At 69.4% G+C, this 15,711-nt stretch carries 11 protein-coding genes and 1 pseudogene; 6 read left to right on the top strand and 6 right to left on the bottom strand.

Going from position 1 to position 15,711, the window contains the following annotated elements; genetic code table 11:
• Positions 1 to 27: 27 nt before the first annotated feature.
• From ACAM58_RS27870 to ACAM58_RS27855, 4 genes and pseudogenes are all read right to left on the bottom strand, one after another.
• The gene (locus ACAM58_RS27870) at positions 28 to 1,653 is read right to left on the bottom strand and encodes a GMC family oxidoreductase (protein WP_018907197.1); all 1,626 of its coding nucleotides are present in this window, start codon (positions 1,651 to 1,653) and stop codon (positions 28 to 30) included.
• Positions 1,650 to 2,653: pseudogene (locus tag ACAM58_RS27865) on the bottom strand (ABC transporter substrate-binding protein). The gene ACAM58_RS27870 and the pseudogene ACAM58_RS27865 overlap by 4 nt, the downstream one beginning before the upstream one ends.
• A 33-nt stretch (positions 2,654 to 2,686) precedes the next feature.
• Positions 2,687 to 3,502 (bottom strand): ABC transporter ATP-binding protein, encoded by an 816-nt coding sequence (locus ACAM58_RS27860; protein ID WP_278879931.1) that lies wholly within the window; start codon positions 3,500 to 3,502, stop codon positions 2,687 to 2,689.
• A gap of 17 nt (positions 3,503 to 3,519) precedes the next feature.
• Positions 3,520 to 4,290, bottom strand: a complete 771-nt coding sequence (locus ACAM58_RS27855) for an ABC transporter permease (protein WP_369664989.1) — start codon at positions 4,288 to 4,290, stop codon at positions 3,520 to 3,522.
• Positions 4,291 to 4,382: 92 nt separating this feature from the next.
• On the opposite strand from ACAM58_RS27855, the gene ACAM58_RS27850 reads away from it, so the two are divergent.
• Together ACAM58_RS27850 and ACAM58_RS27845 are read left to right on the top strand one after the other, a co-directional pair.
• Complete coding sequence (locus ACAM58_RS27850; protein ID WP_278880660.1) at positions 4,383 to 5,108, top strand: GntR family transcriptional regulator; 726 nt, start codon at positions 4,383 to 4,385, stop codon at positions 5,106 to 5,108.
• Entirely contained in the window at positions 5,105 to 6,250 is a 1,146-nt protein-coding gene (locus ACAM58_RS27845) for a mandelate racemase/muconate lactonizing enzyme family protein (RefSeq protein ID WP_278880661.1), read from the top strand. The genes ACAM58_RS27850 and ACAM58_RS27845 overlap by 4 nt, the downstream gene beginning before the upstream one ends.
• A gap of 1 nt (position 6,251) precedes the next feature.
• Here the strand turns inward: ACAM58_RS27845 and ACAM58_RS27840 are convergent, their stop codons facing one another.
• Both ACAM58_RS27840 and ACAM58_RS27835 read right to left on the bottom strand, forming a co-directional pair.
• Entirely contained in the window at positions 6,252 to 6,587 is a 336-nt protein-coding gene (locus tag ACAM58_RS27840) for a cupin domain-containing protein (RefSeq protein WP_369664988.1), read from the bottom strand.
• A 113-nt stretch (positions 6,588 to 6,700) separates the two neighbouring features.
• Positions 6,701 to 8,845, bottom strand: coding sequence for a glycoside hydrolase family 3 N-terminal domain-containing protein (locus ACAM58_RS27835; RefSeq protein ID WP_369664987.1), 2,145 nt, complete (start codon positions 8,843 to 8,845; stop codon positions 6,701 to 6,703).
• Between the two features lie 137 nt (positions 8,846 to 8,982).
• Between ACAM58_RS27835 and ACAM58_RS27830 the strand changes: the two genes are divergently transcribed.
• From ACAM58_RS27830 to ACAM58_RS27815, 4 genes are read left to right on the top strand one after another with little or no spacing between them, the layout of a single operon-like run.
• Positions 8,983 to 10,278 carry a glucoamylase family protein gene (locus ACAM58_RS27830; RefSeq protein WP_155247918.1) on the top strand — a complete coding sequence of 432 codons (1,296 nt, stop codon included), beginning with the start codon at positions 8,983 to 8,985 and terminating at the stop codon, positions 10,276 to 10,278.
• Positions 10,275 to 11,663, top strand: a complete 1,389-nt coding sequence (locus ACAM58_RS27825) for a glycoside hydrolase family 15 protein (protein ID WP_027729948.1) — start codon at positions 10,275 to 10,277, stop codon at positions 11,661 to 11,663. The genes ACAM58_RS27830 and ACAM58_RS27825 overlap by 4 nt, the downstream gene beginning before the upstream one ends.
• Complete coding sequence (locus ACAM58_RS27820) at positions 11,660 to 13,423, top strand: ABC transporter ATP-binding protein/permease (RefSeq protein ID WP_049809863.1); 1,764 nt, start codon at positions 11,660 to 11,662, stop codon at positions 13,421 to 13,423. Before ACAM58_RS27825 ends, ACAM58_RS27820 begins: the two co-directional genes overlap by 4 nt.
• The gene (locus ACAM58_RS27815) at positions 13,420 to 15,708 is read left to right on the top strand and encodes a CocE/NonD family hydrolase (RefSeq protein ID WP_027729950.1); all 2,289 of its coding nucleotides are present in this window, start codon (positions 13,420 to 13,422) and stop codon (positions 15,706 to 15,708) included. The genes ACAM58_RS27820 and ACAM58_RS27815 overlap by 4 nt, the downstream gene beginning before the upstream one ends.
• Positions 15,709 to 15,711: the final 3 nt, after the last annotated feature.

The following is a 15,711-nucleotide window of genomic DNA, read 5'->3' as shown; positions in this document are numbered from 1 at the left end:
GAATCCGGTGATTTGTGCCTGGCGGCCTCACGGCTGGCCCCCTTGCGCCTCCCGCACCAGCGCCGCCCCCTTCTCCGCAATCATGATCGACGCAGCATTGGTGTTGGTCGACACCATCGCCGGCATCACGGCGGCGTCGATCACGCGCAGCCGCTCGATGCCGCGCACGCGCAGCTGCGAGTCCACCACCGACCGCACATCGCCACCCATGCGGCAGGTGCCCGCGGGATGAAACACGGTGCCGCCCTTGTGGCGCGCGAAGGCCTCGAGCGCGGCATCGTCGGCGGCTTCGCGCCCCGGCAGGTATTCGTCGTCCGTCACCAGGTCGCGGAAGGCCGGCTGGCGGTAGATCTCGCGCAGCATCCTGAGGCCCGCCACCAGCACCTTGGCGTCGTGCGGATCGCTCAGGTAATTGGAAACGATGCGCGGCGGCGCCAGCGGATCGGCCGAGCGGATCTGCACCGTGCCGCGCGACAGCGGCCGGCACTGGGTGGCCGAGGCCGAGAAGCCCGAGAAGCGATGCAGCGGATCGCCGGGCTTGTCGACCGACAGCGGCATCACGTTGAACAGCACGTCGGGCCGGCCGCCCTCGGCATGCGGGCTGCAGACCATGCCGCCGACCTGCCCCGCGCCCACCGTGAGCGGGCCGCGCTGGCGGAACAGCCACTGCGCGCCCATGGTGGCCAGCGCGAGCGGGTTGCGCACCTGGTCGTTCAGCGACATGCGCTTCCTGAGCCTGACGATCACGCGCGCCTGGTAGTGGTCCTGCAGGTTCTCGCCGACCTGCGGCGCATCGGCCTGCACCGCGATGCCATGGGCGCGCAGCAGGCCGGCCGGGCCCACGCCCGACAGCTGCAGCAGCTGCGGCGACTGCAGCGCGCCCGCGGCCAGCAGCACCTCGGTGTCCGCGCGCGCGTTGCGCAGCTCGCCGTCCTGCAGCCATTCCACGCCGACCGCGCGGCCCTGCTCGATCAGCACCCGCGTCACGTGCACGCCGGTCAGCACCCTGAGGTTCGGCCGGGCGCGCACCGGCGCCAGGAAGGCCGTGGCCGCATCGCAGCGCCAGTGGCCGCGCAGCGTCAGCTGGTAGGCGCCCAGGCCTTCGGTGCGCGCGCCGTTGAAGTCCGGGTTGCGGCCGTGGCCGGCCTGCACGCCCGCCTCGATCCAGGCGGCGCAGTAGGGATGTTCGTTGCGCAGGTCCGAGACGCACAGCTCGCCCGAGGCGCCGTGGTATTCGCTCTCGCCGCCCTGGTAGCGCTCGGATCTCTTGAAGTACGGCAGCACCTCGCGAAAGCTCCAGCCCGTCGCGCCCGCCACGGCGGCCCAGTCGTCGAAGTCGGCATGCTGGCCGCGGATGTACAAGAGCCCGTTGATCGCGCTGGAGCCGCCCAGCACCTTGCCGCGCGGCCACACGATGGCGCGGTTGCCCGTGGCCTCCTGCGGCTCCACGGCAAACTGCCATGAATAGCGCGGATCGTAGATGGTGCGGAAGTAGCCGATCGGCATGCGCAGCCAGAAGGCGCCGCCCTCCCCGCCCGCCTCGAGCACCAGCACGCGGCAGCGTGCATCGGCGCTCAGGCGGTTGGCCAGCACGCAGCCGGCCGAACCGGCGCCGACGATGATGTAGTCGTAGCCGCCGGCGCCCGCCGTCATGCCTTGACGGTCTCCAGGAAGGGCTTGGCGTCGAAGTACTGCTCGGCCTTCAGCGCGCCCTGGATGTTGGCATTGGCAACGAAGAAGTCGGTCACCTGCTGCAGCCACTTGGTGACCGTGCCGTCCTGGTAGCGCGTGCGCCACTCGGCGGTGGTGTAGTACTTGGAGGCCTTGAACTGCTCCTTGAAGTCCGCCAGCGGCACTTCCTTGTACTGGGTCTTCTGCAGCATCTCGGCCGCGGCGTCGGGCTTGCCGGTGACCACGTCGTTGACTTCGGCCCATGCGGCGATCAGCTTGGCGATGACCGCGCGGTTCTTGTCGTAGTAGTCGTTGCGCGCGGCCCAGCCGCCCATGATGGCGGCCTCGGGGAAGAAGGCCGAGGCATCGATCAGCTTGCGCGCGCTCGGCAGCTTCTGGCGGATCACCGAATCGAAGGGCACCCACAGCGCCACCGCGGGCACCGCGCCGGAGATGAAGGAGGTGACGGCCTCGGTCATGCGCTGGTTGACCAGCTTCACGTCCTTGGCCGGATCCAGGTGCCCGAACGCAGCGCGCGGTCGAGGAACACGTGCGCCGTGGTGCCCGTGGTGGTGGAGATCTGCTTGCCCTTGAGGTCGGCCACGGTCTTGATGCCGGCGTCCTCGCGCACCCACAGCTGGGCCGTCGCATACTCGATGTTGTTCATCAGGAACACCTTGCCCTGGCCGCGCGCCGGAAAGTTGGACACCACGGCGCCGGTGGACAGCATGTCCAGGCTGCCGCCGATCATGGCCTGGAACAGCTCCAGGCCGGTGGTGAACTGGATCATCTCCAGTTCGAGCCCCTGCTTCGCAAAGGCGCCGCTCTCCTGCCCGATCCAGATGTGGCCGTCCACGGCCGGGGTGTGCAGGTAGCCCACCTTGACCTTGGTCCGCGCGTGGGCGAAGGCCGGCATGCCGCCGGCCAGTGCGGCCGCGCCGGCGGCGGCGGCCTGGATCAGTTGTCTGCGTCGAAGGGCCATGGTGTGTCTCCTGTGGCGGGGTGGTGAAAGCAGCTAGTCCGACATGCGCACGGCCTGCCTGGCCTGCGCGGCGTATTCCTGCATGACGAGCTCGCGGATGTGGGCGCGCAGCTCGGCGAAGCGCGGGTCCTCGTGCAGGTTCTCCGCGCGCGGATAGCCGAAGGGAATGTCGATCACGGTGCGGATGCGCGCCGGCCGCGCCGTGACCACGACGATGCGCGAGGACAAATAGATCGCCTCTTCCACCGAGTGCGTGATCAGCATCACGGTCTTGCCGTCGCTCTGCAGCACCTGCAGCAGCAGGTCCTGCATGGCCGAGCGGGTCTGCGCATCGAGCGCGCCGAAGGGCTCGTCCATCAGCAGGAACTCCGGCCGCACCGCGTAGGCCCGCGCAATCGCGAGCCGCTGGCGCATGCCGCCCGACAGGTGCTTGGGAAAATGCCCCGCAAAGTCCGACAGCCCCATCAGCTGCATGTAGCGCTGCACGATCTCCTCGCGCTCGCTGGCCGGCACGCGGTTCGCGGAGAGCTTCAGGCCGAACTCGATGTTCTGGCGCACCGTGAGCCACGGGAACACGCCGTACTCCTGGAAGATCACGCCGCGGTCGGGCCCGGGCGCGGCCACCGGTTTTCCATCGAGCAGCACCTGCCCGCTGGTGGGTTGGACGAAGCCGCCGACGATGTTCATCATCGTCGTCTTGCCGCAGCCCGAGGGGCCGATGATCGAGACGAACTCGCCGTTGCGGATGTCGAACGACACGTCGTCGAGCACGCGCATGGGGCCATGCTCGGTCGGAAAATCGACCGACACATGGTCGAAGCTGATGCGGATGGGTTGCTGTGGCGTCATGGCGAAGCGGCCCTCCTTCAGGCGATGCGGTCCTGCCAGGCCACCAGCCGGCGCGTCGCAAGGCGCAGCAGCAGGTCCATGACGAGCGCGATCACGCCGATGCAGATGATGCCCACGTAGATGATGTCGAGCTGGAAGAACGACGAGGCGTTCTGGATCAGCGCCCCCAGGCCCTGCTGCGCCGCAATCAGCTCGGACGCGACCAGCGTGGCCCACGCCACGCCGAGCGCCACGCGCACCGCCGTGAGGATGTGCGGAATGGTCAGCGGCACGATCACCTTGCCGAAGATCTCCACATCGCTGGCGCCCAGCGTGCGCGCCACCTTGATGTAGATCGGGCTGATCTGCGCGATGCCCTCGTACATGACGATCACGCCCGCGAAGAACGAGGCATAGAAAAGAATCGCGGTCTTGGCCGCCTCGCCGATGCCGAAGTACACGATCACCAGCGGGATCAGCGCAATCGGCGGCAGCGCGCGGAAGAAGTTGATGACCGGATCCATGAAGCTGCGCAGGCCCTGGTACCAGCCAAGGCAGAAGCCCACCGGCACCGCCAGCGACACGCCCAGCGCCACACCGACGAAGACACGCTGCGTCGACATGTAGATGTCTTCCCACAGCCTGCCGCGCGACAGCTCGACGAACTTGGCCAGCACCATGTGCGGCGCCGGCACCAGTGCGGGATTGACCAGGCCGCTCGCGCGGATGGCGTACCAGAGCGCCAGGATCAACAGCCACGGCGCCACGATCAGCAGCGCGCGCATCAGCGGGGAAGAGGAGCTTCTCATCGGCGGTTTGTCTCTCGTTGGCGGACTGGGCCCGTAGGCTTCCGTCTCTGTCAATCTGTCATACTATAGACCATACGTTTGATTGATAAAACATGTCCGCCAAGTTTCTCGACAGTCCGATGCCGCGCTACCACCAGCTGGCGGACCTGCTGCGCCAGCGCATCGCGCGCGGCATCTGGCCGCGCGAGCACCGGCTGCCCTCGCTCGAGGAACTGACGGCGGAATTCGGCGTGGCGCGGGTCACGGTGCGCCAGGCCATCGACCTGCTCGCGCGCGAGGGCCTGGTGTCGCCGCAGCAGGGCCGCGGGACCTTCGTCACCGGCAAGCCCAACCGCGACCGCTTCATCAGCGTGGTCACCAGCCTGGACGAGCTCGCGCGCGTCTACGAGGACACGCAGCCGAAGATCATGAACATCGACGAGGCCGCGACCTCCCCGCCACTCGCGCCGGGCGAAGGGCAGCCCGCCGCGCGCTACGCCTTCATGCGCCGCGTGCACTTCCGCGACGGCCGCGCCTACTGCGTCATCAACATCTACCTGGACGAACGCATCTTCCGCAAGGCGCCCGAGAAGTTCCGCACCAGGACCGTGATCCCGCTGCTGATCGCGATGAAGAGCGTGAAGATCGCCCAGGCGCACCAGGTGCTGACCATCGGCACGGCCGACATGGAAGTGGCCGGGCTGCTGAAGCTGCCGATGAACGCGCCCGTGGCCGAGGTGCGCCGCATCTTCAAGGACGCGGAGGACACCGTGATCTACCTGGCCGACGTCACCTACCGCGGCGATGCCATCCGCGTCGAAATGAACCTGAAACCATGAAGCCGCTGCCCCTCTCCCCTGTCCATGCCGCGCGCGTCGAGGCCTTCGTGTTCCGCTGCCCGATCGCCACGCCCGTGCGCACCTCGTTCGGCACCATGCATGACCGGCCGGCCGTCTTCGTTCGCGTGGAAGACCGCGACGGCGCCACGGGCTGGGGCGAGGTCTGGTGCAACTTTCCTTCCTGCGGCGCGGAGCACCGCGCGAAGCTCGTCGACAGCGTGATGGCGCCGCTGCTGGCGAGCCGCGCCTTCGACGGCCCCGCCGAAGCCTTCGACTGGCTGACGCAGCGCACCGCCGTGCTCGCGATCCAGTCCGGCGAGCCGGGCCCGATGGCGCAGGTGATCGCGGGCATCGACCTGGCGCTGTGGGACCTGTGCGCACGCCGCGCCGGCCAGCCGCTGTGGCGTTACCTGGGCGGCGCGCACGACGGCGTGGGCGTCTATGCCAGCGGCATCAATCCCGATCGGCCGCAGGACCTGGCGGCGGCGCGGCTCGCCGAAGGCTACCGCGCGTTCAAGCTCAAGATCGGCTTCGGCCGCGAGCGCGACCTGGCGAACCTCGCCGCGATGCGCGAGGTGCTGGGCCCCGGCCTGCCGCTCATGACCGACGCCAACCAGGCCTGGAGCCTGGACGAGGCCCGCGCCATGGCGCCGCAGCTGGAGGCCTTCAACCTCGGGTGGCTCGAAGAGCCGCTGCGCGCCGACCGGCCGTGGCACGAGTGGCAGCAGCTGTCGCAGGCCACGGGCATTCCGCTCGCGGCCGGCGAGAACATCGCGAGCCCCGCGGCCTTCGATGCCGCCATTGCGCAAGGCGTGCTCTCGGTGCTGCAGCCCGACAGCGCCAAATGGGGCGGCATCTCGGGCTGCTGGCCCGTGATCGCGCGCGGCCAAGCCGCGGGCCTGCGCTACTGTCCGCACTACCTGGGCGGCGGCATCGGCCTGCTGCATTCGGCCCATCTGCTGGCCGCAGCCGGCGGCAGCGGCATCCTCGAGATCGACGCCAATCCCAATCCGCTGCGCACTGCGCTTGCGCCAGCGCTGTCGCGCGTGACGGAAGGCCGCTGCAGCCTGGGCGAGCAGCCGGGCATCGGCGTGGCGCCCGACCTGAACGCGGTGGCGCAGCTGGCCGCGGCGGGCTGCTGACTCAGTCGGTGCGGCTGGCCGGCAGCACGACGGTCATCAGCAGCCTGGCATCTTCCAGCGCATGCAGGCCGTGCGGCACGCCGCCCGCCAGATAAATAACTTGGTCGGCCTCAAGCACCCTCGCCTCGCCGTCCAGCTGCACCTCAACCTTGCCGCGCATGCACTGCAAGGTCATCGAGGTCGAGACGGCATGCGACGGAACCTGCTTGCCGGCCGGCAGCACCAGCCACATGAGCTCGATGTCGCGGGCCTTCAGCAGTGCGCAGGTTTCCGTCGCCTGCCCGTCGAGCGTGCCGAGGTTCACGACCTGGCCGGAGGATGCGTGAGAAAGTGCCATGCGGGCAGTGTGGCAACGCGCGCGGGCGCTGTCCAGAGGGCCGTTCTCCGGAACGACCGGTCCACCTCCGGAACCGGACCTTCGCTGACGTCGTCGACGACATCCGCAGAGTTTCAGTACAACTCGATGGTCTGGCGCAGCAAGCCTGATGGCTCGGCACTCGGCCCGACGAGGATCTCGACTTCGCCCGGCTCGAACACGGGCTGCAGGTCCGGCCCGAGGTGGCGCAACGCGGCCGCCGGCAACGCCAGATTCACCGAGCCAACGTCGCCCGGCTTCAAGCGCAGCTTTGCATAGCCCTTGAGCTCCAGCAGCGGCCGGGTGACGCGGCTCAGCTTGTGGCGAACGAACAGGAAGACCGTCTCCTCGGCCTCGCGCACGCCGACGTTGCGCAGGCTGACGCTGATCTCAAGCAGGTCCTGCTCGCGCACGCGCCGCGGCTCGACCTGGAGCGCGTCGTAGTCGAACCGGCCGTAGGTCAGGCCATGGCCGAAGTCGTACAGCGGCGTGTTGGGCACGTCCAGGTACTTGCTCGTGAAGTGGTCGGCGGGATTCATCGGCCGGCCGGTGGGACGCTGGCCGAAATGGATCGGCACCTGCCCGAGAGCGCGCGGCCAGCTCATCGGCGTGCGACCGCTGGGCGACACCCGGCCCGTGAGCACGTCGGCAATCGCATGGCCGGCCTCGACGCCGAGGAACCACGCAGCCAGCAGTGCATCGGCGTTTTCAGCCAGCCAGGGGACGACGAGCGGCCGGCCCGAGAACAAGATGGCGACGACAGGGATGCCGAGCGCGCGGGGGCGCGCCGTCACCGCTTCGGCCAGCGCCTGTTGCCGGCCCGGAAGCGCGGGCGTGGCGCGGCTCGCCGCCTCGCCGCTCATGGTGGCGCGCTCGCCCAGGCACAGCACGACCGCGTCGGCGCCGTCGCACAGCGCGATGGCCGCTTCGATGCCGCTGTCGTCGCCGCCCTCGATTTCGACGCCGGGCGCATGGCGTATGTCGGCCTGCGGCAGCGCGGCGCGCAGGCCGGCCAGCACGCTGACGGCCGGCTCGTGTTCGCCGGCGCCCCACCACGGGCCTTTCATCTCGGTGCTTGCATCGGCCAGCGGGCCGATGACGCACAGTGCCTTCGGTGCCACAGGCAAAGGCAGCGTGTCGCGCTCGTTCTTCAGCAGGACGATGGCCTTGCGCGCGGCGTCGCGCGCCACCGTGTGCCGTTCGGCAACGGCTGCCGCGGGTTCCGGGGTTGCGCCGCGGCGGTAGGGGTCGTCGAACAGGCCGAGCTGCTCCTTGAGCCGCAGCACGCGGCGCACGCTCGCGTCGATCTCCTCGATCGTCACCCGTCCCTGCGCGAGCGCGATCGGCAGGCCCTTGCGATAGGCGTCGGCCATCATGTCGATGTCGACGCCGGCCTTCAGCGCCAGTACCGCGGCATCGACGAGATCGGCCGCGACGCCGTGCTTGATCAGCTCCGCGATCGCGTTGTAGTCGCTGACGATGACGCCGTCCCAGCCCATCTCGCCGCGCAGCCAGTCGCGCAGCAGGGGGATGTGCGCCGTCATCGGCACGCCGTTGAGATCGGTGAACGCGGGCATCAGCGTTGCGACGCCGGCGCGCACCGCCGCTTCGAAGCCCGGCAGATGCACCTCGCGCAGGGTGCGCTCGGAGATGTCCACCGCGGCGTACTCCCGCCCCGCGGTGACTGCGCCGTAGGCGACGAAATGCTTCGCGCAGGCGGCCAGCGATTCGGCCGACGACAGGTCGGCGCCCTGGAAACCGCGCACCTTGGCCCCTGCGATGCGCGCGTTCAGCCAAGGGTCTTCGCCGGGTCCTTCCGCGGTGCGGCCCCAGCGCGGATCGCGCGACACGTCGAGCATCGGCGCGAAGGTCATCGCCAGGCCGTCGGCGGCGCCTTCGCGCGCGGCTTCCCGCGCCGTGCGCTCCCAGAGGTCTTCGTCGAAGCTGCCGGCCTCCGCCAGCGGAATCGGAAAGAGCGTGCGATGGCCGTGGATGATGTCCAGGCCGATCAGGAGCGGAATGCCAAGCCGCGACTTCTCGACCGCCAGCCGCTGCATCTCGTGCGTGGGGCCGGCGCCCACCATGTTCAGCAGATTGCCGACGCTGCCGTCGATGATCGACTGCGTGGAGTCCCCCGCGAGCACCGGTCCGGTGACCGTGTAGCTGGAGGCAGTCATCGTCAGTTGACCCAGCTTTTCGGCCAGCGTCATCCGGGCCATGAGTGTGTCGATGCGGCTCATCAGGGATTTCGAATAGGACCCAAGGGCCTTAATGATGGCATGCTGCGGGCAGAGCGCCCTCGGCCGTGTGGCGTCGCCGACGATTCGGCGAAACCAAACGTGACGCCCGGGACCACCAACGAAAGGAGCCATGCGTGTTGAAGAAGGATGACAGGAACCCGAAGGCCTTGGCAGCCCTGCCCGATGAGGCCTTGATCGATGCCGTGCAGCGGCAGACCTTCCGCTATTTCTGGGACGGTGCGGAGGCCGCCAGCGGCCTGGCGCTCGACCGCCGCACGCTCGTCGGCGCCACGGGCAAAGACCTGGCCGACGAGCGTGCGGCGATCGGCGGCACCGGCTTCGGCATCATGGCGCTGATCGTCGCGGTGGAGCGCGGCTGGGTCACGCGGGACGCGGCGCTGGAGCGCCTGGGACGCATGCGGGACGCCCTCTTTCGCGCCAGGCGCTACCACGGCGCCTTCCCGCACTTCATGGACGCAGCGAGCGGCGCGACGATCCCGATGAGCCCCAAGGACGATGCGGGCGACCTGGTCGAGACCTCGTTCCTCTGCATGGGCCTGCTCTGCGCGCGCCAGTATTTCAGCGAGGACACGGCCATGGCGCGCCGGTTGCGCGCCGACATCGACACGCTGTGGCACGAGGTCGAATGGAACTGGTTCACCCAGGGCGGGCGCGACGTGTTGTATTGGCACTGGAGCCCGAACCACGGCTGGGCGATGAACCATGAGGTGCGCGGCTGGAACGAGTGCCTCATCACCTACTTCCTGGCGGCGGCCGCGCCGCGCCATGCGATCGATCCGCGGGTGTACCACCGCGGCTACGCGGCGGGGGACGGCTTCGTCAACGGCCACTCGTACTACGGCGTCGAGATTCCGCTGGGCATGCCCTACGGCGGTCCCCTGTTCTTTACGCACTACTCGTTTTGCGGCCTCGATCCGCGCGGGCTGAAGGACCGCTACGCCGACTACTGGGATCTCAACACCCGCCACGTGCGGATCAACCGCGCCCACTGCATCGCCAACCCCCGGGGCTTCCCGGGCTACGGCGAATCGTGCTGGGGCCTGACCGCGAGCGACGACCCCGACGGCTACCTTGCGCACGATCCGAGCAACGACAACGGCACCATCTCGCCGACGGCCGCACTGGCCAGCCTGCCCTACGCGCCCGCCGAGGTGATGCGGGTGATGCGGCATTTCCTCACCGTGCATGGCGAGCGGGTGTGGCGGGACTACGGCTTCGTCGATGCGTTCTGCGAGCAGCGAGACTGGTTCGCCAACACCTTCCTTGCCATCGACCAGGGCCCTATCGTCGTGATGATGGAGAACCATCGCACGGGCCTTCTGTGGAAACTGTTCATGAGCGTGCCCGAAGTGCAGGCCGGGCTGCGCGCCCTGGACTTCAGCAGCCCGCATCTCGGGGCGTCGTCGGCGTGAGCTTCAGCGTGGCGAGCCAGCAAGACCCGGCATTCGAGCCCTGGCTCGAAACACAGCTTCGCCATTCGGCGAGCGCGATGCTGTCCAGCATCTCGCCGGTGTCGATCGTCAAGCACCGGCCGGGCTTCGGCCAGACCGTGCGGCCGATCGCCGGCGCCATCGTCGCCTCGCCCGTGCTTGCCGACTACAACCCGGACCCTGACTACTTCTTTCATTGGTTCCGCGATTCCGCCGTCGTCGTCGATGCACTGCGCCTGCTCTACATCGAAGGGCACATCGGCGACGAAGCCCTGCAGCACCTGCGCGATTTCGTCCGCTTCAGCCTGGACTTGAACCGCCTCGACGGCCGCGCGGCTGCCGCGGTGGAGGACCGCAGCGCATGCGTGGCCCCCGAGCTCCTGCAGTACCTGCGCGAAGACCATGACCTTGCGAAAGCTTTCGGCGACCTGGTGGCCGCCGAGACGCGGGTGAACCCCGACGGCACGCTCGATGTCTGCCGATGGAATCGCCCCCAGCACGATGGCGCGCCGCTGCGCGCGCTGGCGCTGCTGCGCTGGGCGGCCGGCGGGCACCTCGACGCGCCGCTGCTGGCGGAAGCTGCCGAGCTGATCCGCTTCGATCTCGACTTCACGCTGCGCCGCTGGCGCGAGCCGTCCTACGACATCTGGGAAGAGGAGCTCGGCCACCACTACTACACATTGCGCGTCGCAGCGGCCGCGCTGGCCGAGGGCGCGGCATGGCTGGAGGGCCAGGGTGACACGGCGCAGGCGCAGCGTTGCCGGGAAGAGTCGCGCGTGGTGCTGCGCCTGCTCGACGGCTACTGGGTGGATGAACGAGGCGAACGAGACGCGGCGCCGGGCTACTACCGATCACGCGCGCTGGAGGACGGCCGGCCCGGTCCGAAGGCGCTGGACATCGCGGTGATCCTGTCGGCGATCCACAGCCTCGGCACCGAGGCCGCGCATGGACCGGCCGACCCGCGCATGCAGGCCACGCTGGCGCGCCTGGACGCGCTGTTCAATGCGGCCTATCCCATCAACCACGGCCGCGCTGCAGGCCTCGGCGCGGCGATGGGCCGGTATGCGGGCGACGTGTACTACTCGGGCGGCGCGTACTACTTCTCGACGCTCGGCGCCGCCGAGTTCTGTTTCCGCGCCGCGGCGATGGGCGGCGATGCACGCCACTGGCTCGACCGCGGCGACGCCTACCTCGCCACCGTGCGCGCGTACACGCCGGCCGGCGGCGACCTGTCGGAACAGTTCGACCAACGCAGCGGCGTGCAGACCTCGGCCAAGCAACTGGCCTGGAGCCACGCCGCGTTCATTTCGTGTGTCTCGGCGCGCCGCAGCGCGGCCGCCGCCTGCGAGGCGTCGCGGCAGCGATGAGCGCGCGGACAGAGCACCGTGTCGAGCCGGCGACAAGGACCGGTTTCTTCCGTCAGGTCAGCGAGCTGCTCGGCGCCTTGCGCGTGTCCCCGGTCGCGAAAACGCTGGTCGCACTGATGGGTGCGATCGTCGTGGTGGTCGCGCTCACCGCGTATGGGCAGATCGAGCTCAACAGCTGGAACAAGCCGTTCTACGATGCGATCTCGCGCCGCGACCTCGGCGAATTCGTCGTGCAGGTGGGCGTCTTCGCGGTCATTGCGGGCGCGCTGCTGGTCCTGAACGTGGCGCAGCGGTGGCTCGGCGAAACCCTGCAGCTGAAGCTGCGCGAGGCCGTGGTCAATGACCTCGTAGGCCTGTGGCTGCAGCCGCGCCGGGCGTTCTGGCTCCAGGCCAGCGGCCCGATGGGCGCCCACCCCGACCAGCGCATGCACGACGACACGCTGAAGCTGTGCGATCTGTCGGTCACCCTTGGCGTCGGCCTGTTGCAGGCAGCGATGCTGTTCGGCAGCTTTGCGAGCGTGCTGTGGGTCCTCTCCAAGGACTTCAGCCTCTTCTTCAATGGCAAGGACCATGTGCTGCCGGGCTTCATGCTGTGGGCGGCCATTGCCTATGCGATCGCCGGCTCGCTGGTCACCTACTGGGTCGGCAGCGGCCTGATCGCGCGCAATGCCGAGCGCTACGCGCGCGAGGGCGAATTGCGCTTCTCGCTGACGCGCATCAACGAGCATCTCGACGGCATCTCCCTGGCGGGTGGCGAGGCCGACGAGAAGCGCCGCGTCGCCATGCATTTCGGCGATGTCCTGCGCGCCACGTCGCGCGTGGTGCTCGGGCTGACCAACCTGACCTGGGTCACCGCAGGCTTCGGCTGGATCACCATCATCGCGCCGACGCTGGTGGCCGCGCCCCTGTACTTCTCGGGGAAGGTGTCGTTCGGCGGCCTGATGATGGCCGCCGCGGCCTTCACGCAGGCGCAGTCGTCGCTGCGCTGGTTCGTCGACAACTTCAGCATCATTGCCGACTGGCGCGCCACGCTGCTGCGCGTTGCCGACCTGCGCCGCATGCTCGCGTCCGACCTGGAGGCACGCGCAGGCGGCAGCCGCATCGCCTATGAAGAGGGCGAAGCCGGGGCGCTCGCGATCGAAGCGCTCGAAGTCCGCTCCTGGACCGGCCACGATCGGCTGGACGCCCCCGGCCTTGTCTTGCACCGCGGCCAACGCGTCCTGATCCTCGGCACACCGGGCACCGAGAAGACCCTGCTGTTCCGGGCGCTCGCGGGCCTTTGGCCCTGGGGCTCCGGCACCGTGCGCCGGCCCGCCGGCGAGACCATCCACTACATGCCGCGCGGCACGCCCTACATCCCCCGCGGCACGCTGGCCGAAGTGCTGTCGTATGCGATGGAACCGTCGAGCTACCCGAGGGAAGCCATGGTGGCCGCACTGGCGAGCGTGGGCCTCCAGCGCCTGGAACCATTGCTGAACAAGACGGGCCGCTGGGAGAGCGAACTCAGCATGGACGAGCAGTTGCGGCTGGGCTTCGCCCGCGTGGTGCTGCAGGCGCCGCCCTGGCTGGTGATGGACGAAGCCTTCGGCGCGTTCGACGACGACACGCTCGAACTCATCATCGACGTGCTGGGCAAGCTCGAGCACACGGGCATCGTCCACATAGGCTCGGCCGGAGAAGCGCGCGACCGGCTGTTCACTCAGGTGGTGCACCTGGTCAAGGCGCCGGCAAACACCGTGCGCGAGGAGCAGCGGCCATGAGACACCTTGGGTCCACCGTCGGTCGTGCGCGCCGCGCCCTCGTGCGGCTGATGCTTGCGCTGCCCGCGTGGAGCTGGGCGGCGGATTTCGGCTTCAAGCCGCCGCGCGATCCCGAGGATGCCGCCGCGGCGGACCTGATGCGGGACCTGGCCGAGCGCATCCTGCCGGTGTACCAGGACGCGGACACCGATGTCTTCCTGGCCAACCTGACCGCGCTGCAGATCGTCAGCGGCGCCTACCGTGCAGCCTCCGACAGCAGCCGAGCCCTGCGCACCCGCCGCCAGGGCAAGCCGTTCGACGACCTGGTGCAGCGCGCGATCCTCGACGGCATCTACGCCCGTGCGCGCGCACTCGAAGCGAACGAGCGCCTCGGCTTCGCCGAAGCCTACGCGCGCGCATTCCGGGAACTGGTGTCGCCGCTCGACAATGCCCAAGCCCAGGCCATCATGGCGCGGCTCGAGATCCCGGCTGCGGTCTATGCAGAGCCGCTGCGCCGGGCTTTCGATCTCTGGCGCGCGAAGGGCAGCCTCCCGCAGGACGATGCGCTGGCGCTCGTGCGGACCTGGCATTCGTACGAGTCGCGCCGCAGCTTCGGTGCGCTGCTGCCTGAAGTGTTCGCGGCGGAAAACCGCAACCGCTACGTGGCGGAGGCCGACCTCAGGATTCCCGTGCGCGGCGCTGTCATCCATGCGCGCCTGGTTCGGCCCGGCCGCGCCAATGACGCACCGGGCGCCCTGCCGACGCTGCTGCGCTTCACGCTCGATCCCGCCGAGGACGACGCCCAGCGCAGCGCCGCCAAGGGCTACGTCGGCGTCACGGCGTACGTGCGCGGACGCACGCCCGACGGCAAGGGCGCCGTGTGGCCGTTCGTTCGCGACGGCGAAGACGCCGCCGCCGTCATCGACTGGATTGCCCGGCAGGCGTGGAGCGACGGCCGCGTCTGCATGATCGGCGACGGCTACTCCGGCTATGCCGCCTGGGCCGCCGCCCGCAGGAGACCGGCCGCGCTCAAGGCCATTGCCACGATCGCGCCGATGGCGCCGGGCATCGACTTTCCGATGGCCGGGCAGATCTTCCGCAACGCCATGGTGCGCTGGGCCGAGGAGCACGCGGAGGGCGAGCCCCTGCGGCCCGGCGTCGATGCCGACCCGGACACGGCATGGCAGGCACTCGACGCGCGCTGGTATCGCGGCCATCGCCCCTACTGGGACGTGGACCGCGTCCTGCTGGGCAAGCGCAGCCGGCTGATCCGGACCTGGCTCACGCATCCGAGCCATGATCGCTACTGGCAGAAGTTCCTGCCGTCGGCGGAGCAGTTTGCGCGCATCGACATTCCGGTGCTCAGCTTTGCCGGCTACTACGGCGCGGACTCCGGCGCGCTCTACTTCCATCAGGAGCATCGCCGCCACCGGCCGCAGGCCGACACGACGCTGCTGCTCGGCCCCTACGACGCGGCCTCGATCCGGCATGGCACGGCGGCCACGCTGCGCGGCTACACGCTCGACCCCGCCGCACGCGTCGACCTGCCCGAGCTGCGCCTGCAGTGGCTCGACCACATCCTGAAGGGCGCGAACAAGCCTGCCCTGCTGGGGGATCGCGTCAACTACCAGGTGATGGGCGCGGACCAATGGCGCCATGTGCCGGCGCTGGATGCGCCGCAGCGCACGCGGCTGCGCTTCTACCTCGACACCCGCGAGCGCGACGAGCCGCACCGCCTGTTGCCGTCGCCGTCCGAAGAAGGCGGTGGCAACGCGCGGCTCTCGGTCGATCTTGCCGATCGGCGTGACGTGCGCATTCCGTGGCCGGACGCGCTGCGCGCGGCGCAGCTGCCGGCGCGCAACAGCATCCGCTTTGTCAGCGATCCGCTTCCGCAGGACACCGAGATCTTCGGCAGCCTGCAGGGCGTGTTCGACATCACGCCCTCGCGGCAGGACGTGGACTTCAGCATCTCGCTGTACGAGCAGACGGAAAGCGGCGAGTACCAGCTGCTGTTCGATCCCTACGATTTCCGCGCCAGCTACGCAGGCCATCGCGTGCGCCGCAGGCTTCTGCGGGCCGGCGAGCGCCAGCTGCTTGCGTTCACCGCCGAGCGCGTGACGGCTTGCAAGCTTGCGGCGGGCAGCCGCATCGTGCTGCTGGTCGGCCTCAACAAGCGGCCCGACCGGCAGATCAACTATGGCAGCGGCAAGGACGTGAATTCGGAAACCATCGCCGACGCGAAGTGGCCCCTTCGCGTGCGCTGGCACGCGCGCAGCTACGTCGAGATCCAGGCCGGCACGCCTTGATTG

The organism is Variovorax sp. V116 (assembly GCF_041154435.1).
GTDB lineage: Bacteria > Pseudomonadota > Gammaproteobacteria > Burkholderiales > Burkholderiaceae_C > Variovorax > Variovorax paradoxus.
Note: the sequence above shows the minus strand (reverse complement) of the source record. Positions and strands in the feature narration are given on the sequence as shown.